The organism is Pedobacter sp., assembly GCF_965249885.1.
Taxonomy (GTDB): Bacteria; Bacteroidota; Bacteroidia; order Sphingobacteriales; family Sphingobacteriaceae; genus Pedobacter.
Genome location: NZ_OZ252254.1, coordinates 1,724,473 through 1,746,531 on the forward strand (window position 1 = coordinate 1,724,473; position 22,059 = coordinate 1,746,531).

23 protein-coding genes are annotated in these 22,059 nt (G+C 38.6%); 7 read left to right on the forward strand and 16 right to left on the reverse strand.

Annotation, left to right across the window (positions count from 1 at the left end):
* Nucleotides 1–2 precede the first annotated feature (2 nt).
* The 9 genes from nusA to ACY2A0_RS07345 form a co-directional block, all read right to left on the reverse strand.
* Nucleotides 3–1,238 carry a transcription termination factor NusA gene (nusA, locus tag ACY2A0_RS07305; protein ID WP_461791309.1) on the reverse strand — a complete coding sequence of 412 codons (1,236 nt, stop codon included), beginning with the start codon at nt 1,236–1,238 and terminating at the stop codon, nt 3–5.
* Nucleotide 1,239: 1 nt separating this feature from the next.
* A complete protein-coding gene (gene rimP / locus ACY2A0_RS07310) occupies nt 1,240–1,704 on the reverse strand; it encodes a ribosome assembly cofactor RimP (RefSeq protein WP_461791046.1) in 465 nt (154 codons plus the stop codon).
* Nucleotides 1,705–1,818: 114 nt separating this feature from the next.
* Nucleotides 1,819–2,496, reverse strand: coding sequence for a hypothetical protein (locus tag ACY2A0_RS07315; protein ID WP_461788904.1), 678 nt, complete (start codon nt 2,494–2,496; stop codon nt 1,819–1,821).
* Nucleotides 2,497–2,561: 65 nt separating this feature from the next.
* Nucleotides 2,562–3,809 (reverse strand): MFS transporter, encoded by a 1,248-nt coding sequence (locus ACY2A0_RS07320; RefSeq protein WP_461788905.1) that lies wholly within the window; start codon nt 3,807–3,809, stop codon nt 2,562–2,564.
* 519 nt (nt 3,810–4,328) lie between these two features.
* Nucleotides 4,329–5,234 (reverse strand): hypothetical protein, encoded by a 906-nt coding sequence (locus ACY2A0_RS07325; RefSeq protein WP_461788906.1) that lies wholly within the window; start codon nt 5,232–5,234, stop codon nt 4,329–4,331.
* Nucleotides 5,235–5,343: 109 nt separating this feature from the next.
* Nucleotides 5,344–5,853, reverse strand: a complete 510-nt coding sequence (locus ACY2A0_RS07330) for a hypothetical protein (RefSeq protein WP_461788907.1) — start codon at nt 5,851–5,853, stop codon at nt 5,344–5,346.
* Nucleotides 5,810–6,004, reverse strand: a complete 195-nt coding sequence (locus ACY2A0_RS07335) for a hypothetical protein (protein WP_461788908.1) — start codon at nt 6,002–6,004, stop codon at nt 5,810–5,812. The genes ACY2A0_RS07330 and ACY2A0_RS07335 overlap by 44 nt, the downstream gene beginning before the upstream one ends.
* A 129-nt stretch (nt 6,005–6,133) precedes the next feature.
* Nucleotides 6,134–7,351 (reverse strand): hypothetical protein, encoded by a 1,218-nt coding sequence (locus tag ACY2A0_RS07340; protein ID WP_461788909.1) that lies wholly within the window; start codon nt 7,349–7,351, stop codon nt 6,134–6,136.
* Nucleotides 7,352–7,904: 553 nt separating this feature from the next.
* Complete coding sequence (locus tag ACY2A0_RS07345) at nt 7,905–8,324, reverse strand: hypothetical protein (protein WP_461788910.1); 420 nt, start codon at nt 8,322–8,324, stop codon at nt 7,905–7,907.
* Between the two features lie 17 nt (nt 8,325–8,341).
* On the opposite strand from ACY2A0_RS07345, the gene ACY2A0_RS07350 reads away from it, so the two are divergent.
* Complete coding sequence (locus ACY2A0_RS07350; RefSeq protein WP_461791047.1) at nt 8,342–8,689, forward strand: phage holin family protein; 348 nt, start codon at nt 8,342–8,344, stop codon at nt 8,687–8,689.
* Between the two features lie 206 nt (nt 8,690–8,895).
* On the opposite strand, the gene ACY2A0_RS07355 is transcribed toward ACY2A0_RS07350, so the two are convergent.
* The gene (locus ACY2A0_RS07355; RefSeq protein ID WP_461788911.1) at nt 8,896–10,035 is read right to left on the reverse strand and encodes an acyl-CoA dehydrogenase; all 1,140 of its coding nucleotides are present in this window, start codon (nt 10,033–10,035) and stop codon (nt 8,896–8,898) included.
* 206 nt (nt 10,036–10,241) lie between these two features.
* Between ACY2A0_RS07355 and ACY2A0_RS07360 the strand changes: the two genes are divergently transcribed.
* Nucleotides 10,242–11,120: a TonB family protein gene (locus ACY2A0_RS07360; protein WP_461788912.1), complete on the forward strand. Its 879-nt coding sequence runs from the start codon at nt 10,242–10,244 to the stop codon at nt 11,118–11,120.
* A gap of 54 nt (nt 11,121–11,174) precedes the next feature.
* Here the strand turns inward: ACY2A0_RS07360 and ACY2A0_RS07365 are convergent, their stop codons facing one another.
* The 5 genes from ACY2A0_RS07365 to ACY2A0_RS07385 form a co-directional block, all read right to left on the reverse strand.
* Entirely contained in the window at nt 11,175–11,855 is a 681-nt protein-coding gene (locus ACY2A0_RS07365) for a metal-dependent hydrolase (protein ID WP_461788913.1), read from the reverse strand.
* Nucleotides 11,856–11,892: 37 nt separating this feature from the next.
* Nucleotides 11,893–12,198, reverse strand: a complete 306-nt coding sequence (locus ACY2A0_RS07370; RefSeq protein WP_461788914.1) for a YbaB/EbfC family nucleoid-associated protein — start codon at nt 12,196–12,198, stop codon at nt 11,893–11,895.
* Nucleotides 12,199–12,358: 160 nt separating this feature from the next.
* On the reverse strand, nt 12,359–13,174 hold the full coding sequence (locus ACY2A0_RS07375; RefSeq protein ID WP_461791310.1) for an OmpA family protein: 816 nt from the start codon (nt 13,172–13,174) through the stop codon (nt 12,359–12,361).
* Nucleotides 13,175–13,262: 88 nt separating this feature from the next.
* Entirely contained in the window at nt 13,263–14,327 is a 1,065-nt protein-coding gene (namA, locus tag ACY2A0_RS07380; RefSeq protein ID WP_461788916.1) for an NADPH dehydrogenase NamA, read from the reverse strand.
* Nucleotides 14,328–14,426: 99 nt separating this feature from the next.
* The gene (locus tag ACY2A0_RS07385) at nt 14,427–15,038 is read right to left on the reverse strand and encodes a DUF1543 domain-containing protein (protein WP_461788917.1); all 612 of its coding nucleotides are present in this window, start codon (nt 15,036–15,038) and stop codon (nt 14,427–14,429) included.
* Nucleotides 15,039–15,058: 20 nt separating this feature from the next.
* On the opposite strand from ACY2A0_RS07385, the gene ACY2A0_RS07390 reads away from it, so the two are divergent.
* Nucleotides 15,059–15,739 (forward strand): hypothetical protein, encoded by a 681-nt coding sequence (locus ACY2A0_RS07390; protein ID WP_461788918.1) that lies wholly within the window; start codon nt 15,059–15,061, stop codon nt 15,737–15,739.
* 3 nt (nt 15,740–15,742) lie between these two features.
* On the opposite strand, the gene ACY2A0_RS07395 is transcribed toward ACY2A0_RS07390, so the two are convergent.
* Nucleotides 15,743–16,270, reverse strand: a complete 528-nt coding sequence (locus ACY2A0_RS07395) for a thioredoxin family protein (RefSeq protein WP_461788919.1) — start codon at nt 16,268–16,270, stop codon at nt 15,743–15,745.
* Between the two features lie 106 nt (nt 16,271–16,376).
* Between ACY2A0_RS07395 and ACY2A0_RS07400 the strand changes: the two genes are divergently transcribed.
* From ACY2A0_RS07400 to ACY2A0_RS07415, 4 genes are all read left to right on the forward strand, one after another.
* Nucleotides 16,377–17,033 (forward strand): TatD family hydrolase, encoded by a 657-nt coding sequence (locus tag ACY2A0_RS07400; protein WP_461788920.1) that lies wholly within the window; start codon nt 16,377–16,379, stop codon nt 17,031–17,033.
* A gap of 60 nt (nt 17,034–17,093) precedes the next feature.
* On the forward strand, nt 17,094–17,900 hold the full coding sequence (locus tag ACY2A0_RS07405) for a tRNA threonylcarbamoyladenosine dehydratase (RefSeq protein ID WP_461788921.1): 807 nt from the start codon (nt 17,094–17,096) through the stop codon (nt 17,898–17,900).
* Between the two features lie 72 nt (nt 17,901–17,972).
* The gene (locus tag ACY2A0_RS07410) at nt 17,973–18,443 is read left to right on the forward strand and encodes a 6-pyruvoyl trahydropterin synthase family protein (protein WP_461788922.1); all 471 of its coding nucleotides are present in this window, start codon (nt 17,973–17,975) and stop codon (nt 18,441–18,443) included.
* Between the two features lie 318 nt (nt 18,444–18,761).
* Nucleotides 18,762–22,010, forward strand: a complete 3,249-nt coding sequence (locus ACY2A0_RS07415; RefSeq protein WP_461788923.1) for a UvrD-helicase domain-containing protein — start codon at nt 18,762–18,764, stop codon at nt 22,008–22,010.
* The last annotated feature ends 49 nt before the right edge of the window (nt 22,011–22,059 follow it).

Here is a 22,059-nt window from a genome sequence, read left to right on the forward strand (position 1 = left end):
GCTTATTCGAATTCTGATTGCAGAATAGCGACTACCTCTTTAATGGTTTCTTCTTCTAAATCGGTGCGTTTAACCAATTCATCTATTGATAAAGCCAGTACACTTTTAGCTGTATCCAAACCAATAGCTTTCAATTCATCAATAATCCAGCTATCGATTTCGTCTGAGAATTCTTCTAAATCCACATCCTCATCTTCTTCATCAGCTTCACGATAAACATCAATTTCGTAGCCAGTTAATTTACCAGCCAACTTAATATTGTGCCCACCACGACCAATAGCTAATGATACTTGATCAGGTTTTAAGTATACCGAAGCATGTTTAGTTTCATCATCTAATTTAATAGAAGTGATTTTTGCCGGACTTAAAGCACGTTGTATATATAACGAAATATTGTTAGTAAAGTTGATTACATCTATATTTTCATTTTTCAACTCTCTTACGATGCCGTGGATACGAGAACCTTTCATACCTACACATGCTCCTACTGGGTCAATTCTGTCATCATAAGATTCTACAGCCACTTTAGCACGCTCACCAGGTTCACGTACAATTTTCTTGATGGTGATTAAGCCATCGAAAATTTCAGGAACTTCTAGTTCAAATAAGCGCTGCAAAAATTCTGGAGCTACCCTTGAAATGATAATTTTAGGTGTAGCATTTACCATGTCTACTTTAGAGATTACCGCTTTAACTGCATCTCCTTTTTTGAAATAATCCGCAGGAATTTGCTCAGTTTTAGGCATCAACAGCTCATTACCTTCATCATCTAACACCAAAGTTTCCTTTTTCCAAACTTGGTAAACCTCTCCAGTTACAATTTCACCTACTCTATCTTTATATTTTTTGAAGATTTCGTCTTTCTCTAACTCTAAAACTTTAGAAACCAATGTTTGGCGAGCAGCTAAAATTGCTCTACGGCCAAAGCTTTCCAAGGTAATTTGCTCGATGTAATCATCACCAACCTCTAACTCTGGGTCATATTGATGCACTTCAGCTAATTCGATTTCCAAATCATCATCTTCCGAGAAACCATCTTCTATTACCTTTCTGGTTCTCCAGATCTCCAAATCTCCGTTATCTGGATTCACAATTACGTCGCAGTTTTCATCTGTTCCGTATTTTTTACGCAACATACTGCGAAACACCTCTTCCAACACACTAATTACCGTAGGGCGGTCGATGTTCTTGAAGTCTTTAAACTCCTGAAAAGAATCGATTAAATTAATATTGTTCATTCTATTTAAATGAAATTAAAACCTTTGTTTCTATAATATCGTTTAATGCAATTTGATTGTTAACCAGTTGCACTTTTTTTCCTTTTTCTTTTACTTGCTCTTCAATGATGATAGCATCTTCAGTTACCTCTATCAGCTTGCCCTCTTTTTTATCACCACTTTGCAACTTTACCGCCAATTCCCTGCCTACATTTTTAACGTATTGTCTATTCAGCTTAAGTGGCTCTCCAACACCTGGAGAAGAAACCTCTAAGTTGTATGCGGTATCAATTGCATTCTCTTCTTCTAGATGAAAGCCCACATGCCTACTGATAGCTACACAATCCTGTATGCTAATCCCCTGATCTCCATCTACATGAATGATCAACTTATTGTTAGGCAGCATTTTTACATCAACCAAAAACAGATCGGGTCTATCTGCAATTTTCTCGTTCACTAAGTCGCTAACTCGCTTTTCTACTTGCATGGTATAAAATTTTGCTAAATAAAAAGAGGGGACACTCGTCCCCTCTCTTCTTGTTTTGCTCTGCAAAGATACAAAATTATTTTAATTTAAAAAATCAAGCTGAGCATTAGTGTTTTAGAAATTGAAACGTGCGCCAATTGAAATATCTAAGCGAGCCATACTTTCCTTTTTGTTGTCTTCTAACTCGGAAGTAACAGACATGCTTCCATTGGTTTGAGTAAGCTTGCTTAATGCGCCACCCACAAATGATAACTGCGCTCCCAACGCAAAATTTTTAGTGACGCGGTAATCATATCCGAAATCCAAAGCCGAACCTACTGTTCCGCCGGTAGTTTTGATGAAACCGTTATGGCTCCAATAATGCATGTAGCCAATTGCTGCACTTAGCATGAGCATATGTTTGTTATTCTGACTGTCATACTTAGTAGAAAAGCTCGGCCCAAAAAAGGTATTTACCAAATCTGTAGACGCACTGACAGCAAAATTATTTGCATCGTACAACAATCCAGTGTGTGAACTGCGGAATTGGTTAAATTTTAACCCGAGCCCCCAATCTTTTGCAACGAAATAACCAGCATCAACCCCAAAGTTAACTCCTGATTTCAGTTGGTCAACGTATGCCTTATTTTGCGGCGACAGACTGGTCGAGGTTTTTGCAAGCAGCCTACTAAAGCCTCCATTTAATGCAAAACGGAATTTTTGAGAACTAGTTGTGGCTTTGTTAGCAACCTTTTCCTGAGCATTTACATGTATTGTAGCTGCTACTAGTAATGCTAAAAATAGCTTTTTCATTTGATAATAATTTAGATGGTTTTAAATATGAATTAATTATAAATTTTTCTTTGACGTTATACTGCTCAGGCTTGGCTCAAAGCTGTTTTCTCTTTCGCCAACACGAGTTTACTCACCCGCCACATTAAAAAAATACTCACCATAGTAATGATTACGATTACATAAGCAACAAGATCGTAATGTTGTAAGGGCTGCCCTTTACCAGACTGAGATACAATCAATCCAGATACCGCAGCCGCAACTCCTCCCGCTATTTGTTGTAAAGAAGAGTTGATACTCATAAAAGCTCCTCGATCTTGCGGTTCAGGGATTGCACTAGTTAATGCTTGAGAAGGAATCATTCTACTCATAATTCCCATCATCATTAAAATATTAAGTAAGACCACCAGTAGAAATGGCGTTATCGAAAGATTAGTATAAATCACACACATCAACATCATCCAAACCGAGGCCACGGCAAATATTTTAAACTTACTTATCTTGTCGCTCAATTTACCAATCAAAGGCAATATCACTAGAGAACTTAATCCTGAAATCATAAATAGCAGCGGCAACTGACTTTCTGTAATACCCAGATTGTTTATGGCAAATGCACTTCCGAAAGGCATCATCATGAAGCCACCGATAGATAAAAGTGCCGTAGAAGTGAAACCTATGCGGTGTTTTTTCAACTTGACTGTATGCCACAGATGGGCTACTGCGGTTTTTTCTCTTTGTATGAGTAGGTGCTGATTGATAGGTTTTAACTTGGTCATAATTAAAGCTGCAATAACCAAAGCAATAGCCACCACCAACCAAAAGGGAGCTTCCCAGCCCCAAATGTTGGCTAAATAAAGACCTATAGGAACGCCCAAAACTTGGCTAGCGCCAAAGCCCATTTGTGTAAATCCCATCACTCTACCACGCTGTTGCAAGCTAAATAAATCAGTGATAATGGCCATAGAGATAGAGCTGATTACCCCGCCAAATAGACCAGTTACAATACGTGCTGCTACCAACTGGCTATAGGTGTGAGCCAAGCCGCAACAGGCTGTGCCCAAAATAAAACCAATATAGAAGAAAAGCAGCAGCTTTTTCCTGTCAAATTTATCGGCAAAGCCAGCTGTTAGCAAGCCAGAAGTACCTGCGCTAAAGGCGTAAGCTGATACAGTAATACCAAAATCGGTTGGTGTTAAACTTAAAGATTTCATCAACATATCGCCCAATGGCGACATCACCATAAAATCTAAAATTACTGTAAACTGCGTTATTGCTAGCAGAAAGATCACAAGCTTTTGATAGCCAGAAAAACTAGCCGTAGATTCTTGATTCATCGTTTGGTTAAATTATTATGCAGCCGCCTATCTCTCCAATATTTTTTCCTGAGGTTTAACGCTATGCCCTACATCAGATTTCAAGATATCTGCCTTAGTAGCAAAGCTAGCATTTAAAACATTGCTTACCCAATAATTTCGTCCTTTGATTAAATGTTGTTGTGGTTCACAAAAGACTAGATCCCGTGTACGACAAGTTTTCCAGCCAGTAGTTGATCAGCCGCAGAAGCATTTGCCGCAATTTCCATCAAAATTACAAACTTAGACGAGAGACTAACTTATCCAGATTCTTCCTCAATTGGTATAGGTTGTCTTCATCTATGCAAACGATTACAACTTTACTACTATCTGTCTAAAAATCAACATCAAAGCTGGAATCGTTTCCCGAAAAACAAGCGCTTAGAAAGGAATAACAAAAGTTCAATCACATGAGCGATTGAACTGTACACGTTTAAGGTTTATTTAAAGAGACCATGCTAATTTACGGAATTAGTTTAGCGAGGTTAAAAACACCTAGGTTTAATTACTTTTTTTTAATAGCTGCTCAATTAGTTTATCCTGTTGCTCATTTTTCCTATTCTGCTCAATTAGTAATAAAGTAAGCTCTTCTATTTTTTTTAATAATACCTTATTCATTTCCCCAAGTTCAATTCCATTGGCCTCTACCTGCTTGGCCGATGGAACGTCGGGAAGGTGTTTATTTAACTTAATGAAGCTTTCTATTTCAGATAGTGTTTTCGGTCTGTAACTATCTTCAAATACATAATCTGGCCAATTAGCGACTTCTACCTTAACTTCTTTGGCTCTTATTTTACCGTTTACAGAGAGTTTTTCAGCAGGGGTTGTGGTACCAATTCCAACATTGCCAATAACATACAAATTCGATCGCATCGACATAGCGCTGGAAATAATGGTCAAATTAGCTTGTACATAATCATCAATTGTTGTCTTAGACATTCTTGGAGTACCGTTTGTTTCGTTATAAGGTAGAGGGAACTGAATTCCATCATTTACTTGGTAGCTTACTGTTGATGGAGAATTTAGCCTGTAGGTTGTATTCCCTCCTCTCAGCCATATAATTATTTTACTCTCCCCATTTTCGCCGGTAGCATCTACCCACCCTCCTACAAAAGGTTGTACACTACTTTTTATATCTGCATCAATAAAAGAGGCTCCATGTCCCCAATTAGTCGTGTGATAAACAAATTTAGCTATTAATGCACCACGCCAACTAGAATTTCGGTGCACATCTGATCTACCTATAATGATTTCTGTAGGCTTATCGATAACCCAATCGGCATCTAAAAATACTACTGGATAAAATTTTTCGATATCTCCGCCGACATTAAATAGAGTAGATGTTTGCGCAAAGATTTGTACATTTATAAATAGCAAGCTTAATGCTGAAAGTAAGCGAAATCTCATTTTATTTTAATTTTAGTTTCTTTTTAATCTTTTGGTTTTCTTTTTTTTAAGTCTATGATATATAAAGTAAGCTGCTCAATTTTTTTCAATAAAATCTTATTTATCTCGCCTAATTCCACTCCATTCGCTTCTTCATCTTTGGCTGACGGAACCCCTGGAAGATGTTTGTTTGCCTTGATAAATCTTCTATTTCAAATATCGTTTTAGGCTTGTATTCATCCTCAAATACATAATCTGGCCAATTTGCGACTTCTATCTTAACTTCTTTTGTTCTTATTTTACCATTGATCGTCAGTTTTTCGGCAAGGGTTGTGGTGCCGATGCCCACGTTGCTAGTACCAGATGCAATAACGAATGGATTTTGAGTACCATTATCAGCCCTAATGTGAAAATCGTTACCTGAAAGGCTGCCAATGGTACAATTCAAAACACCAGCTTTTTCAAAATTTATTGTTGGCTGTGATTGCTTGAGATGTAATAAATAAGCTGGCGTAATCGTGCCCAATCCGAGGTTTCCTTGGCTGATGAAGTGGTTCCCATTACCGGTTAGCATTAAGCGCTCACTAGACTCCAAATCATTCTTCGAATCTAGGCCAACTCGACCAGATATTTTCTGCATATGAAGCATCTCGATATCGCATCCTAGAGTTATCACAGCCTCCAAAATACAACTGCCCCGTTGAGTGTCCAGCTAGACCGTAAAACTCTAGCACAGTACCAATGGCAGTTGGCCCGCCATTGTAGTAATTATCCCACATTTTTATGGACATTGGGTTCAAGCTAGTTCTTGGGCTGCAGAAAAATTGACATCCTGATGAACAAAATTAATTTCGCTTTGTTGACCGTGGCAAATTACATATGCAGTAATAAGCGATATGTTTAGTAAGATTTTTTTCATTTTACTTATTTTTCTCTAACTTTTCAATTCTTTTATTCTGCTCAATTAGTAATAAAGTAAGCTCTTCTATTTTTTTTAATAATACCTTATTCATTTCCCCAAGTTCAATTCCATTGGCCTCTACCTGCTTGGCCGATGGAACGTCGGGAAGGTGTTTATTTAACTTAACGAAGCTTTCTATTTCAGATGGTGTTTTCGGTCTGTAACTATCTTCAAATACATAATCTGGCCAATTAGCGACTTCTACCTTAACTTCTTTGGCTCTTATTTTACCGTTTACAGAGAGTTTTTCCTTAGGGCTTGATGTACCAATACCCAAATCCCCTGAAGCCGTTAGAGCCATAGCCGGATTCGCGGTAAAGCCTTGATCTACTATTACCGGCGCAGGAGTGCTTGTAAAAAAATAAATCCCTCCTTGGTTAACACGTCCATTTCCGGGAATTAATATTGCAGCACCAGAGAGCGAAGGGTGCTCTTTGGCAGTCTTTAAGTCATCGTTGCCGCTTACATATAAATTAGAAGAAATTAACACCGAGCCATGACTATTGGAACTAAAATTTGCAAAATTCTTTGTGCTCGTACCTATGTCTCGTTGCCCAATCCCAACATTGTAACTATTTACCTGACCTAGCACCTCCAGCTTTTCCTTAGGGCTTGATGTACCAACTCCTACGTTGCCAGTCCCGGATTCTATCATAAAAGGTGAAGATGCAGCATTATCTGCTCGGATATAGAAATCATTGCCAGAAACATTTCCGACTACCCAATTTAAAACTCCAGCCTTTTCAAAATTCATCGTTGGCTGTTGTCTTCTCAGATGTAATAAGTAGCCCGGCGTAGTGGTACCAATGCCCACATTCCCATTGTCAGATATCCGCATTGCCTCAACCAAAGTAGAATTGTACTCTTTCACATTAAAATTTATCATCCCACTGTGAGTTCCCCCAGATCTTAGCACTCCTATCCTCGCCACTTCTACATTATCATTCTTGACCTTAATTGCGCCAACCTCAACATTAACGGCATCATTTCTAGACGACTCTAACGAGATTACACCTGGCAATGAATTAATAGTGCCAAAAATTGAAACTTGTTCTGTAGGACTAGCAGTTCCAATGCCGACTTTCCCTATATTAGGAAAGGTATTTGTTTGCGCTAGCGATACCCCTCCCACACTTAAAGCTAAAGAGGTTAAAATTACGGTTTTAAACTTTATCATATTTTAATTTTCTAACATTGTTTGTATTTTCTATTATTTAGCTGCAGTTAATTCACTAATGCTCTTTTATAAAGCAGTACAGTTATTTCCATTTCAAAAATCACTTCTTTACCTCTTTAAATTGTTAGTCGATCATGACCATCATCAAATAATTCTTACGAGAATTTACCTTAGATGTATTTTTTACATTTCATTATATTTTGTTTAAATAAAGGGCTATGCTTAAAATATATGCCCAAAACGTATCTAAACTAACAATTGGCTCCAATGGCATGGCAACTAAAATTAACTTCTTGCGTAATTACTGGCAACTATGAGCAAATGGCTCACAATAAACCTTTGGAGGATCTTCTTCATAATTTTTTTTTACAACTCTTAAAAAATAGGAATGCTAAAACGAACGAGAGGACAGAGAGCATGTAAAGAGCCTTTCAAAATTAATATTAATTTTGAAAGTTAGGGGATATTTCGTACACCTTTTAACTATAAAATTGGCTGCTTTCCGTCTTCTTTCTATTTGAGATTACTTGCTTGGCTATTAACAAGCAGCCGCCTATCTCTCCAATATTTTTTCCTGAGGTTTAACGCTATGCCCTACATCAGATTTCAAGATATCTGCCTTAGTAGCAAAGCTAGCATTTAAAACTGTACTCACAGCATAAGAATAACCTTTCTTGAAGGTCTGCTCTGGCGAAAAGTAAACAAGGTTTTTTTCTACTGTTAACTTACCTTGCACAAGTTCATCTGTGCCGGACGCATCCTCGGCAAGCGCCGTTACACTAACTAACTTATGGCTTAAGCTGTCGTTATCTAATTTGTTTTTAAGTTGATATAGATTAGCTTCCTCAACGCCGCTAATTACTATTTTGCTGCTATCAGATGAAAAATTAATATTGATGGCCGAATCACTTTTCGAAAAACAAGCGCTGAAAAGTAAACAACAACAAAGTAAAAATGTTATTTTGTTAAACATTTAACTAAGTTACAATGATTAAAATAATTTTAGAAGTTTTGTTGATGGGCTTAGCCGTGATGCTAGGCGCTTTCTTAGTTCCAGGTGTAAGTGTCGACGGTTATGGCAGCGCCTTGCTGGCCGCAATCTTAATTGCTGTAGTTAACTCAACAATTGGGCTGATATTGAGGATTTTTACTTTTCCGCTCAATTTTTTAACACTAGGATTGGTTTCGTTCATTATCTCTGTGCTAATGATCTTACTGGTAGATAGCTGGATGAGCGGATTTAACACCTCTGGATTTTTATCAGCGGCGGTATTAGCTATTGTGGTAACCGTTATCAAAGTAATTTTGGATGCTGCTTTTGGGGTAGAGAAGTCGTGATGAGCTTTTGGGATGTAAGATAGACTTTCGTGGTGGCAATTTTTTTGAAACACCTTGGGCACCTGACTTGAATTAGGTTAACTGTACAAAGGGATAAGATGCTAAAAATTCGCCCCAAAAGCTTTTTGCAGGAACATTTTTTTTAAAACACCTTAGGCACCTGAGTTCAATTATGTTAACTCTTGGCGACTAAGGTGATTTAATATTTATCCCAAAATACTTCTACTAATTACCAGTTTCTGTATCTCTGAAGTCCCTTCGTAAATCTGGGTAATTTTGGCATCACGCATTAATCGTTCTACGTGGTATTCTTTAACAAAGCCATAGCCACCATGTATTTGAACAGCCTCCACAGTAACATCCATGGCTACTTTACTTGCAAAGAGCTTCGCCATAGATCCTTCCAAAGTGTATGGCAAACCTTGATCTTTTAACCAAGCCGCCTTATGTACCAATAATCTGGCAGCTTCAATTTGTGTAGCCATATCAGCTAATTTAAACGCAATAGCTTGATGATCTGCAATGGGTTTGCCGAAAGCTTTCCGCTCCTTCGCATAGGCAAGCGCTAACTCATATGCTCCCGATGCTATGCCCAACGCTTGTGCAGCGATCCCGATACGTCCGCCCTCTAAAGTTTTCATCGCAAACTTAAATCCAAACCCATCATCTCCAATACGATTTTCTTTAGGCACTTTAACATCATTAAACATTAATGAATGCGTATCTGAGCCCCTAATTCCAAGCTTGTTTTCTTTTGGGCCAATTGTAAATCCTGGCGTACCTTTTTCTACAATAAATACATTAATACCCTTATGCTTAAGTTCTTTATGCGTTTGTGCAATTACTAAGTAGGTACTGGCTGTACCGCCATTGGTAATCCAGTTTTTAGTACCATTCAGCAGGTAATAATCACCTTTATCTTCAGCGGTAGTTTGTTGCGAAGTAGCATCTGAGCCAGCTTCAGGTTCTGATAGACAGAATGCCCCAATTTTTTCGCCAGCTGCCAGTGGCTTCAAATATTTTTCTTTTTGTTCTTCTGAACCGTAGGCTTCTAAACCATAGCAAACCAATGAGTTATTTACTGAAACCACAACAGAGGCAGAGGCATCCACTTTAGAAAGCTCCTCCATTACCAACACGTAGGAAACAGTATCCATTCCACCTCCATTATATTTTGGATCCACCATCATTCCAAGGAAGCCTAGTTCGCCAAGTTTTTTTACTTGTTCGGCAGGGAATTTTTGGTGTTCATCTCGTTCTATTACACCTGGTTTTAATTCGGTTTGGGCAAAATCTCTGGCTGCTTGCCTAATCATTTGCTGTTCTTCGCTTAATTCGAAATGCATAATTCAGGGTTATTTTTGGTTACACCAAAGATAATATTTTTAAAACAATACTATGCAAACATAACAAATTTGTATCAAAATGAATTGAGCCCGTTAGTTAGAAAACAATAAGTTTCTTTACTTTATGGAAAATCCGATACTTTTAACTCTAATTATTACACAAGTATTATTCAAACTAAACACTTCAAATTAGCGCTATTTAAATCATGAAAAAATTTGCTTTTATTTTATTATTAGCCGGCACGAAAATCGCATTTTGCCAAAACGCAAAACAAGACACTACGCTAGTTTATAGCAGCCCAATGTATACTAAAGATCCTGTTCGATCTAGATGGATTCCCGTAGTTAAAAAAACGGGCGAATTTTACCAAGTCACTTTTTACGACAAGAAGAATGTGGCACAAGAACTGATCAGTTTTGAAGATTCAAAGCTATTGGTACGAAAAGGGGAATACATCCGCTATACCGCTGGTAAAATCAGCGAAAAGGGAATGTATGATAAAGGCTATAAAAACGGAGAATGGCTTACCTACATTAAAGATGGTTCCCTTAAAAAGTCTGAAAATTTCTTCTACGGAAAATTAGACGGCCATTTTTCGGAATATTGGGATAGCCAACAAATTAAGCAGCAAGGGAGCTACGAAAATGGCCGCAAAATTGGTTTATGGAAACTGTTTTATCTTGATGGAAAATTAGCCGGAGAGGAAAACTACGATGTTTATGGTAAAAAAGAAAAATCCAATTACTTCCATAAAAATGGCGAACCTGCCAAGTACGAAGACCTATTTGCGCCACCAAGCTATGAAGGAGGTATAAATGAATTTTATCGCTTTCTAGGCACTAAAATACAATATCCTCGTTCATCCTATAGCAATAGGATAGAGGGCACTGTTACGTTACGTTTTACAGTAAAAAAAGATGGCAGCGTTGAAGATGTTGAAATAATTTCGGCACCAAATGGAGAATTGGGAGACGAGGCAGTAAGGGTGCTTTCGATGTCGAGGAATTGGATTCCTGGCAAAATGTTTGGTGAAGAGGTGAACGTTAAATACAACATTCCAATAAAGTTTTCACTTAAACGATAAAATATTAGGCTGTCTTAAAAACTACATTTTCGAGACAGCCTAATTTCGTTAGTGCTATACAAGTTCAATTGTTTCTCCTATTTCAGGCAGCAGCAATTGTTTTTGTGCTCTTTTAAAAATTTCCGTAGCGGTATATTTATCAATAGCAATTACAGGAAAAGAATCATAGTGCACGCCGATAACTTTATGGCAGTTTACGTAATCGGCAGCAATTGTAGCATCCTCAGCATCCATCGTATAATTTCCACCGATAGGCATAATGGCATATTCCAACTGATAAAGCTCAGCTAAAAGCTTCATATCAAGTGTTAAGCCCGTATCGCCGGCAAAATAAATCTGTTTACCATCGAGCTCCAAAACAAAACCCGCTGGATTACCACCGTAAGAGCCATCTGGCAAGCTGCTTGAATGTGTTGCTGTTACCATCCTCACTGAACCAAAGTCGAATTTGAATTTTCCAATGTTCATGTCGTGGATATTAGTAACGCCTTGTTTTTGCAACCAGGCAGCAATTTCGGGCATACAAATTACCTTAGCGCCAGTTCTTTTTGCAATATCTACCAAATCAGCAACGTGGTCGCCGTGGCCGTGACTTACCAAAATATAATCAGCTTCAATTTTGTCAACGTCAATATCCTTTGCTAATGGATTTCCTTTAATAAAAGGATCGAATAGCAGTTTTACGGTTGCTGTTTCTAGCAAGAAACATGATTGTCCAAAATAAGTATATTTCATTTTCTAGATTTTATTAGTCTATCACTTAATACGTTACTTAGCCACCAAATAATCCGCCAAAGCCGCCAAGCATATCCTTAGCTGCTGATTGCATTTCTGTTGCGCTTACTTGGTCAGCTTGCGCCAATGCCTTATTTACCGCCGCTTGCAATAATTCTTCGAGCTCTTCTTTATCAGCCTGCTCATAAAAATCATCTGAAATGGTGATACTTGTAATGGCTTTGTTAGCTGTAGCTGTTACCTTTATTGCACCGCCCTCCACTTCGCCAAAAACGGAAACACTATCTAATCTTTTCTTAATTTCTTCGGCTTTGCCTTGCGCCGCCATTAATTTGTCGAACATGTTGTAAAATTTTAAAAATCAAAAGTAAAAATTAAAAATGCCAATTAGCAAACTCTTGCATTGAAGAAATAACTGGAAGTGTATTGAAAGGTTTTGGAAGCCAACAAATTTAACAGAAAGATTACAACAGCATCTACGAGTTGCGTACTACAAATGCCTCCTACTTGTTAATCCCCGTAATTTGAAGCTCTACACGTCTATCTGCTTTTTCGCCTTTTCCCAAAGGGAAGTTTGCCATCATCCCTTTATAGCTCAATCTTTTAGCTTCAACACCTTTATAAATGAGATAATCGTAAATGATTTTTGCTCTTGCTTGAGATAAGTTATACTCTCCAGTTTCAAAATCTTTCACATCTCGCCCAGGAGGGTTGCAACAAATGTGTCCTAAAATAGCAATGTTATATTGCTTTTTCTCTTTGATAATTTTGGTGATTCGTTCGAGTACGGGTATTGATTCCTGAAGCAGTACAGATCGGCTATTTTCAAAAAGGATATTTTCGAGTACTATTTTGTCGCCAACTTTTAATGTATCCGACAAGATATTGTCGCCATTATTGAACGTCTTTAATGTGTAACCAATTACCAAATCCACTCTTCTGTTATAAGCACGTTGCTCTATCACATTTTGTGGATTGGCCAAATTTACTTTGCCATTACCGGTCAATAATTTCACCTTATCGGTATTGATCGACAGTTCTTCCAAAAGCATTTTGATATAGTTGGCACGCTTGACAGATAGGGTGTCATTATAACCCTTTCTGCCTCGGTCATCGCAATAGCCGAATATGGAAATAGAGGTAATATCTTTGGTGTCTAATTCACTTGCAAACTGTCTAAATGCTTCCTTCTGTCTTTCGTCCAACACGCTCAAGTCCGTTTCAAAAAAGAAACTGGTAATCTTTTGCGTCTGCGAAAAGACAACTCTTGCGGAGAGAAGGATACAAAAGAGTATTAATATGCAACCCTTATTTAGCATAGATGTACAACATTTGGCCACATAAAGATAGAAAAACTTAGTTCTATACAAAAAAAGCGCCCAAATTAACTTACTCCTTTGCCGAGTATTAAGGTTTTGCTCGTAAATATGCCGATGGCCAAGGCGTTTCAGCATCTAGTTCGGCCGCTGCCAAAAGCGGGAAATAAGGGTTTCTCAGCAACTCTCTTGCCATGAAAATCAGATCTGCTTCTCCACGCTGCAGGATGTCTTCGGCTTGTTGGGCATCAGTTATTAGTCCCACAGCGCCGGTTAAGATATGAGCCTGCTTTTTTATTTCCGCAGCAAATTCCACTTGGTAATTAGGGGCTACAGGAATTTGTTGCTCTCTGGCCAAACCTCCAGTTGAAGTATCAATCAGATCAACACCAAGGTTTTTCAGTAACTCTGCTAGTTGGATAGACGACTCCTTGTCCCAACCACCTTGCACCCAATCCGTACCAGAAATACGCACAAACAAGGCCTTATCCGCGGGCCACACTTGCTTCACAGCTTTAATGATTTCCACTAAGATTCGGACTCTATTTTCAAAAGACCCTCCGTATTCGTCATCACGCTGATTACTTAACGGAGATAAAAACTGGTGAATGAGATAGCCATGTGCAGCGTGAATCTCTATCACATCAAAACCAACTGACAAAGCTCTCTTTGCGGCCCCCGTAAAGTCAGCAATCACTTTCGCTATACCAGCGGCATTTAAAGCTAAAGGAATTTTATCTTTTGGATTAAATGGTATAGCCGAAGGTGCCACCGGTTGCCAACCGCCGTTTTCTTCTGTTAACTGCGATGGGCTTTCCCAGGGAATATCGAAGCTAGCTTTACGACCAGCATGCGCCAATTGGACTCCTATCAAGGCGCTGTTTTGATGTACGAAATCTACAATTTCTTTCAACTTAGGCATATGTTCGTCTTTCCAAATGCCCAAGTCAGCGATAGAAATTCTTCCTTCTGGAGAAACTGCGGCTGCTTCGGTAATGATTAGGCCAGCCCCGCCCACGGCCCTGCTACCTAAATGGACCAAATGCCAATTATTGGCAAAACCATCTATGGATGAATATTGGCACATTGGGGAAACTACAATCCTGTTCTTTAAACTTAAGTTCTTTATGTTAATGGGAGTATATAATAACGACATCACTTGACTATTTTTAATACAAATTAACTGATATCATTACGCTTTGTGAGCGCTGTAAAATAAACATGACGCTGAGCCGACTAACTGTAAAACTTTAAATTAAAGCTTCGCGATTGGAAAATAGCCCAACACGATTTCATCGCTAACCAAATCGGCTTCAGGCGTAAAATTCAATCGGTATTTCGATTTCATTTCTTTTGGCAATGCCTCTTCAATATCAAATACATCATCCACGTCAACTCCATATTTATCATCAATATGCGCACTGAAGAATTGCTTGTAGAATTGGCTTTCCTTAGCTTTTTTAGTGGCTTCAGCTTTGTTTTCTGCTACAATAACCATTTTGTGATGCAACTCATCGAAAACATTTTTTTGGTACCCGCCGAGATTCATGAAAAATAAGCGTTTCGGTGAAACTGACGTTAACTCCTCTGTAGCTTCCAGCACCTCAACTTTATGTCCATCTACAACGGTCACATTTCTGTAAGCATCTAGGTGGATTTTACCTTTTGCTTCGGGCCAAAATGCTTTAATCGCTGGGATCAGTTCTTTTAATTCTTTGGCAATACCGAAGAAAATATCATGTTGCTCTGTATGGCGCCCCTTGGGTTTACAGCCCAACAAAACCATGTATAGTTTATGACTCATTACTGCTTTCTCTGTTTTTAATTTTATAGCTAACTTACGTGAAAACAAAAAAACTAATTCCATGTTTTACGAATAAAAATCCTATGCCTACTAATTTAATGCCTCCAGACGGTGGAATGCACTATACAGAAACCAACATGGAGCACCTATTTCCTGAACCTTTTAATGCCGTTACTGCGGTATTATTTTTACTGATTGCCATTTTTTGGACCGTAAAAATCAAAGGGAATTTTAAGCAACATGTTTTTTTAACTTATTGCTTGGCGTTACTTTACGTTGGAGGCATTGGCGGAACAATTTATCACTCGTTTAGGCAATGGCCTATTTTCATTATGATGGATTGGCTGCCAATTATGCTTCTTTGTGTTTCGGCGGGGATATATTTTTTAGTGAAGCGCACGAAGTGGTATTACGCTTTGGTTATAATTTTGGGATATTTTGCGTTGCAGTTGAGCTTGAGAAGCTACTTTACGGGAAACAATGAACATCTGTTTATCAACGTTAACTATGCGCTGCTGGCTTTAATTGTTTTACTCCCCTTACTTAGCTACCTTATATATACCAAATGGCAAGCAGCCAAATGGGTTGGCTTTGCGTTGTTGGCATTTGTATTGGCACTAACTTTTAGAGTTGTGGATAGGTGGGCTTGGCTAAGCATTGGAACACATTTTTTATGGCATAGTTTCGGCGCTATTGCTACCTACTGCATGTTCCAATATATTTACCTTACGCAACAATCAACGCAAGTGGCGCCATCTAAATAACACTTATTTACTTGCAATTGGATTGACCGCAGTATAGGTCCAATTTTTAAGGAAATCCGTAATTAGTTTGGCGCTATGCCCTTTACCTTGCTCTAAGTAAGCCGAGTTTTGGATATGGATAACTTCGCCGTTACCATCTAAAATTACGAAAACAGGAAAGCCAAACCGACCTGGATTTTTTAGCTTTTTCAATACCGCTTCATTTTTGTTTTCCGGACTGTAGTTCACCAAAACAGTCTCGAAATTGTCCCCTAAATACTGCTTCAATTCAGGCGTATCATTAACTAACTGATGAAATCGTAAGCACCAAATACACCAATTTCCTCCAACCTGCACAAACACATGCTTACTTTCCTTTTTTGCCTTTGCCACAGCTGCATCAATATCAGCTTGAGCATTTGCCGATGGGTTATAAATTTTCACGGGCTGCGCTTCCTCCGTGTTTTTACTCGTAACGGCTTTTTCTTGTGCCTGGCTACTTGCTAAACCGAAGCTTATCGATAGTAAAAAAATCAACAGTTTCTTATTCATCTTTATAAGTCATCAAAATTAATGAGGCAAATATAGCCACAAAACCAATGTCTACTGTTTTTGTAGAGTAAATTTTTAAACTGCTGCTTTTATTATCTTTGCATGAATGAGTTTGTTTTTAAATATTCATACCCACCAAACCAAACAAGAGCCAGGAGTTGTTGCTATACAAAGCCTTTCTTTGAGTGAAAGTACTTTTTTAGCCATGCCCAAAACAAAGCCTATTTCTATTGGGATTCACCCTTGGTACGGTAAACTTACTGAACTTGCAAAAAGCATGAATTACCTTAAAGTGCTTGCTAAGCAAGACAATGTGAAATTGATTGGAGAGTGCGGTTTGGATAAACTACGGGGGGAACCTATTACAAACCAAATCCAGTTACTAGAAGCACAACTACATTTGGCCGAGGACCTAAAAAAGCCTGTGATTATCCATTGCGTTAGAGCTTTTGATGAACTAATCGCATTAAAAAAGACGATTAATCCCAGTGTTCCGCTTATTATTCACGGTTTCGCTAAAAAGAAAGAACTTGCATTGCAACTGATAAATCAAGGTTTTTACTTGTCATTTGGTGCAGCGGTTTTAACATCCGAAGGGTTGGTGAACACTTTAACGCAACTGGACGCACCTTTTTTTCTAGAAACGGATGATGCGCAGACTGATATTGAAGTCATTTATGCCAAAGTAGCCGAATTGAAGAAAATAACAGTAGATGAATTGAAAGATGTTATTTTTGCCAACTGGAAAAACATTGGTTTATAACGGCTTGTTCGTGGTTTAGACCGTTGAAATCCACTTTAGTATTAACTTTTACTTTTAAAGATGTCTGATTTAGCTTGGTTATCGCGTTCTGCGCTATTGGTAGGAAACGACGGGATTGATTTGTTGCAGCAAAAGCATGTTTTGGTTGTGGGATTAGGTGGTGTTGGCTCTTTTGCCGCCGAATTTATTTGTCGTAGCGGCGTTGGAGAAATGACTATCGTAGACGGAGATGTTGTTGATCCCAGCAATAGAAACCGACAGCTTCCCGCTTTAGCTACCAACCATGGCGTTAGCAAAGCCCAAATTATGCAGGAGCGTTTGCTAGCCATTAATCCGGAATTAAAGCTGCATGTAGTAGAAGATTTTTTAACACCACAAAAATGCAGGGAAATCCTAGCTACTAAGTTTGACTATGTGATGGATTGTATCGACAGTATAACCCCAAAAGTTACTTTGTTATCTACTGCCTTACAGTTTAACCTGCCTATCGTAAGCTCAATGGGAGCGGGTGGCAAGCTAGACCCAACTAAATTACGCACCACTTATTTAACTGATACTTACCAATGCGTTTTTGCACAGTATGTTCGCAAACGCTTGAAAAAATTGGGTAATGCAAGCACCATTAAAGCCGTGTTTTCTATCGAAGAAGTGATGAAAGAATCGTTAATTATGACAGATGGATCAAACTTTAAAAGGTCGGCTTATGGAACCATTTCCTATTTGCCAGCTGCTTTTGGTGGTGTGTGTGCCTCAGTTGTAATAAGAGATTTATTGGGTTACAAAGTAGATATAGAAAAACGTCCGGAGCGCATCAGCAAAAAGGCAATTGCTAAATCAAAAAAGAAAGATCAAAATAAGGATAAATAGTTTTGCGCTAAATAACTTTTAAAACTGACAGAAATCATTTTCAACTGCTTTGGCACAATCTAACTTAGTCCAATGCAAAATCAGTTTATCAGAGTTACCAAAGAGTTTAAATTTGACATGGCCCATGCGCTTTTTAATTACGACGGACCTTGTAAGAACATCCATGGGCACACTTACCGCCTGCAGGTAACAGTTGGAGGCTACGCAAATCAAGATCCGCAAAACTCCAAATGTGGTATGTTAATTGACTTTGGGCTTCTCCATAAAATTGTAACTGAACATATCATCAACAAATATGATCATGCCTTGGTACTCAACGAAGCCGTTCCAGCCTCGTTACGAGCTGGCTGTTATGCCATTTCCGAAAAAGTGCACTTTGTTTCATTTCAGCCAACCTGCGAAAATTTATTAATGCAGATCAGGTTTACGCTGCAGCACATAATTGACGAAATTGGCTCCACTTTACAGGCCGTACGCTTATATGAAACGCCCAACTCCTGGGCCGAGTGGCAAAAGGAAGATCAGCCGAAGGCTTTCCAATAGTATTTATTCGCTTGTTATTCCACATTTTGCAATCAACTTTCTCAGAGATTGCGCCACGATTCGATGAAGTTTAAGATGAGCTAAGAGAAACATCCCTAACTTCTCTAGGATTAAAAGTTTATTGAATAAGAGTTGTAGATGTGCGTAAAAATATGGATTTTGTGTCGATTGGATTAGGGCATTTACTATCGAAAACTATGGAGTGTGCTTATAAACGCCCCGGTGTTCGACTACCTTTTTAAGAAAGGAGAATTGCACAGCCAATACGCTCTTCATCTGAACGGAGAAAAGACGGTGTCTTCAACATAACAACTTAAAATGGCGGTAAAACCTCTTAAAATATTACAAGCATCGGCGGGCTCAGGTAAAACCTTTAGTTTGGCTGCGCATTATTTAAGTTTGCTTTTTAGTGGCGAAAACAAGTATCGAGAGATATTGGCGGTAACATTTACCAACAAAGCCACGGAGGAAATGAAAACCCGAATACTTGAGGTTTTAAAAGGTTTTGCTACTGGCGACTCTTCCAAAAAAATTGAAGACTACCGTAAAATTGTACTTGCTGCACACCCCGATTTGAATGCAGAAGAACTAAAGCTAAAAGCCGATAAGGTTTACCGGAAAATTCTGCACGACTATAGCAGGTTTGCCGTAAGCACTATCGACGGGTTTGTACAAAAAGTGATTCGTGGCTTTGCTTTTGAACTGGGCCTAAACGCCGATTATACCTTGGAAATGAACTACGACAAGGTGAAGGATGAACTGGTACAAAAACTGGACGATAGCTTAAATGACAACCAGCAACTGCTACAGTGGATTATAGATTTGGCTTTAGAACGCATTGGGGAGAACAAAAGCTGGAACTATAAAACTGAACTTAGTAACTTAATTAACGAAGTTTTCAAAGATAGCTACGAGATTTTTGAAACGGCGATAAATGCTTTGGGCCTAGAAAGTTTAGATGAACTCTTCAAAAACTACATCGGTATTACCAAAGCTCAAATCAACCATTTTCAGGATAGATTGAAGGAACTAGGCGCCGCAGCATGGCAAAGTTTCGAGAACCACCACATTACGGCTGATCAGCTCAAAGGAAAATCCAGAAATGGACTGCTTAAATTACAGCATCTTTCAAAAGGTGATTTCTCCAAACTAGATGCAATTTTCAAATTTATTGACGAGCCTAACGAATGGTTCCAAAAAGGCGTTGAACTACCTTCGTTTTACGATGAATTAAATACGAAACTGAAAGGGATCAAATCCTTTCATTCAGAAAATCTGGCCAACTACAGTCTGTCTGTAGCTTTTAATAAAAACCTGTACTATTTGCGCCTGATGCAGGAAGTTGCGGTGCTACTAAGCGATTACCGTAATGAAAACGACAATCTGCTCATCAGCGATGCACAAAAATTGATCACGGGAATTACAGATGATGCCGGCGAAAATCCATCTTTCATTTGGGAAAAAGTAGGAAATAAATATCGAAACTTTTTGTTTGATGAATTTCAAGACACCTCGGTAAACCAATGGAAAAGCTTTCGTTCCATCTTATCCAATGCAATGGCTTCGCCAAGTCAAAAGCATATCGATAACTTAATTGTGGGCGACACCAAACAATCCATTTATCGGTGGCGCAATGGCGATTGGAATATCCTGCACCAACAGGCCGAAAAAGAAATAGGTGCACATCACGTGCTCAACGATAACTTGGCAGAAAACTATCGAAGTACTGAAAACATTATAAAATTTAACAACTACCTCTATCGATCATTGCCACTGCTGGTGCAAAATCAACTCAACGTTAATGTTACTGAGAAATCGGACGAATTATTAGAGTGGTGGGACGAAAACGGCTTCAGCGACATTGTTACCTCAGTTTATGGCAATGCTGAACAAAAATCATCGCCCTTTACCAAACAAGGCGGGACCATCAAAGTAAAACGTTTCGGCAAAGCAGATGCGCCAGAAGATATTGAAAGATTCACCGAAACGGTTTATAAAGAAATTGCATTGCAAGATGTAATCAACGAAATTAAACTGCTAAAAACTGAAAATTCCTATCAAGCAAAAGATATCGCCATTTTGGTTCGATCAAATTTCGAAGCAATGCTATGCGTTACCAGGTTAATGGAGCAAAACATTCCGGTTTTATCTGGTGAAGCACTAATGGTAGCAAACAATAGTGCAGTGCAACTGATCATCAATAGCTTAAAAGTTTTAGTAGGTATTGATACTCAAACTGCGCTCTACAAAGCTAATTGTATTGCGCTATTTCATCGTTTACATCAAAAGGAGACTAAACCAAGCGCCTATATAGGCTTAACAGGAAAATCATTGAGCAGCCTCTCTGATTTATTGCCAAAATCGCTCTGCGAAAATTGGCAAAACTGGATGCAGCTGCCTTTGGTTGAATTGGTGGAAAATCTAATTGATGCCTATGGCATTGCCGATAAAAAGCAACACATTCCTTACCTGCTAGCATTTAGAGATTTAATTGCTAATGCAACACGTTTAGGCGAAAAAGGTATCGTTAATTTCCTTTCGTGGTGGGATGAAGATGGTGTAAAAAAATCACTTCCATCGCCCGATGAAGCTGATGCAGTGCAGGTAATTACCATTCACAAATCAAAAGGATTGGCGTTTAGGGCAGTGTTTGTTCCTTTTTGTAACTGGGAATTAAAAACAAAAGCCAACTCCATTTTTTGGGTTTCTGCAGCTGATACCGTGTACAAAGAACTGGGCGGCATCCCATTAAAATTTGCAGAAGAACTGAGCAATTCCACTATTGCTAAGGCTTACTATAAGGAAGTTTTGGATAGCAATTTGGATGCGCTTAACATGTTGTATGTTGCTACCACTAGGGCTAAGGATTACCTTTACCTCTCGGTAATGGAAAAGAAAGACGCCGCCGTAATCACTTCCGTAGGAGATGCGTTGGCTCAAGTAGTTACGGCATTAAATCCTGCAGATGAAGATGGCTTTAGTGCCAGCAATAGATATGAGCTTGTTGACGATGTGATAGAAGCAACTAAACCATTGGAAAACAACCGATTTGAATTGGACGCCTACCCTACTACCAATCGATTATCGGCATTGTATGTGGCTCCACAAGAACGCCACCTGCAACATGCGCTTAACATTGAGCAATCGGGGCGCTTGGGATCTATTAAGCATGAAGTTTTAGCTAATGCCACTACTCAAGCTGAAGTGGATGATTGTTTGTTTGAAATGCTGACCAATGGGAGCATTGCCGAAAGTGAACTTGATGAAATAAAGCAGAGTGTGATGGAGGTGCTCAATCATCCGGAGTTGAAAGCTTTGCTAGCGGAATCTACCGATAACATTATAGAAAAAAACATTGTAGATGCCAGCGGCAAATTGCACCGACCGGATAGAATTGTGATGCATCGTAATGGTGTGGCGATTATTGATTATAAGTTTACGCTTGAACAAACAGACCAACACATTGAGCAAATTTTGAACTATAAAAGCTTGTTAACACAAATGGGCTTTTCTAAAGTAGAATGTTATTTGTTTTATGCAGTAACGCAAGAATTGAAAGAAATTTAATATACATTTTCGTTATTCGGATGATAAAGGAAAGATAGATTCTTCGCTA

Bases quoted from the DNA above. Each gene is read 5' to 3' on its own strand.
- ACY2A0_RS07415 (WP_461788923.1), top strand. From the start codon at position 18,762: ATGGCGGTAAAACCTCTTAAAATATTACAAGCATCGGCGGGCTCAGGT.
- ACY2A0_RS07390 (WP_461788918.1), top strand. From the start codon at position 15,059: ATGCCTACTAATTTAATGCCTCCAGACGGTGGAATGCACTATACAGAA.
- ACY2A0_RS07340 (WP_461788909.1), bottom strand. From the start codon at position 7,351: ATGATAAAGTTTAAAACCGTAATTTTAACCTCTTTAGCTTTAAGTGTG.
- ACY2A0_RS07345 (WP_461788910.1), bottom strand. From the start codon at position 8,324: ATGTTTAACAAAATAACATTTTTACTTTGTTGTTGTTTACTTTTCAGC.
- ACY2A0_RS07375 (WP_461791310.1), bottom strand. From the start codon at position 13,174: ATGCTAAATAAGGGTTGCATATTAATACTCTTTTGTATCCTTCTCTCC.
- ACY2A0_RS07330 (WP_461788907.1), bottom strand. From the start codon at position 5,853: ATGCAGAAAATATCTGGTCGAGTTGGCCTAGATTCGAAGAATGATTTG.
- ACY2A0_RS07365 (WP_461788913.1), bottom strand. From the start codon at position 11,855: ATGAAATATACTTATTTTGGACAATCATGTTTCTTGCTAGAAACAGCA.
- ACY2A0_RS07370 (WP_461788914.1), bottom strand. From the start codon at position 12,198: ATGTTCGACAAATTAATGGCGGCGCAAGGCAAAGCCGAAGAAATTAAG.
- ACY2A0_RS07335 (WP_461788908.1), bottom strand. From the start codon at position 6,004: ATGTCCATAAAAATGTGGGATAATTACTACAATGGCGGGCCAACTGCC.
- ACY2A0_RS07315 (WP_461788904.1), bottom strand. From the start codon at position 2,496: ATGAAAAAGCTATTTTTAGCATTACTAGTAGCAGCTACAATACATGTA.
- ACY2A0_RS07400 (WP_461788920.1), top strand. From the start codon at position 16,377: ATGAGTTTGTTTTTAAATATTCATACCCACCAAACCAAACAAGAGCCA.
- ACY2A0_RS07395 (WP_461788919.1), bottom strand. From the start codon at position 16,270: ATGAATAAGAAACTGTTGATTTTTTTACTATCGATAAGCTTCGGTTTA.
- ACY2A0_RS07360 (WP_461788912.1), top strand. From the start codon at position 10,242: ATGAAAAAATTTGCTTTTATTTTATTATTAGCCGGCACGAAAATCGCA.
- namA (WP_461788916.1), bottom strand. From the start codon at position 14,327: ATGTCGTTATTATATACTCCCATTAACATAAAGAACTTAAGTTTAAAG.
- ACY2A0_RS07320 (WP_461788905.1), bottom strand. From the start codon at position 3,809: ATGAATCAAGAATCTACGGCTAGTTTTTCTGGCTATCAAAAGCTTGTG.
- nusA (WP_461791309.1), bottom strand. From the start codon at position 1,238: ATGAACAATATTAATTTAATCGATTCTTTTCAGGAGTTTAAAGACTTC.
- ACY2A0_RS07405 (WP_461788921.1), top strand. From the start codon at position 17,094: ATGTCTGATTTAGCTTGGTTATCGCGTTCTGCGCTATTGGTAGGAAAC.
- ACY2A0_RS07355 (WP_461788911.1), bottom strand. From the start codon at position 10,035: ATGCATTTCGAATTAAGCGAAGAACAGCAAATGATTAGGCAAGCAGCC.
- ACY2A0_RS07325 (WP_461788906.1), bottom strand. From the start codon at position 5,234: ATGAGATTTCGCTTACTTTCAGCATTAAGCTTGCTATTTATAAATGTA.
- rimP (WP_461791046.1), bottom strand. From the start codon at position 1,704: ATGCAAGTAGAAAAGCGAGTTAGCGACTTAGTGAACGAGAAAATTGCA.
- ACY2A0_RS07410 (WP_461788922.1), top strand. From the start codon at position 17,973: ATGCAAAATCAGTTTATCAGAGTTACCAAAGAGTTTAAATTTGACATG.
- ACY2A0_RS07385 (WP_461788917.1), bottom strand. From the start codon at position 15,038: ATGGAATTAGTTTTTTTGTTTTCACGTAAGTTAGCTATAAAATTAAAA.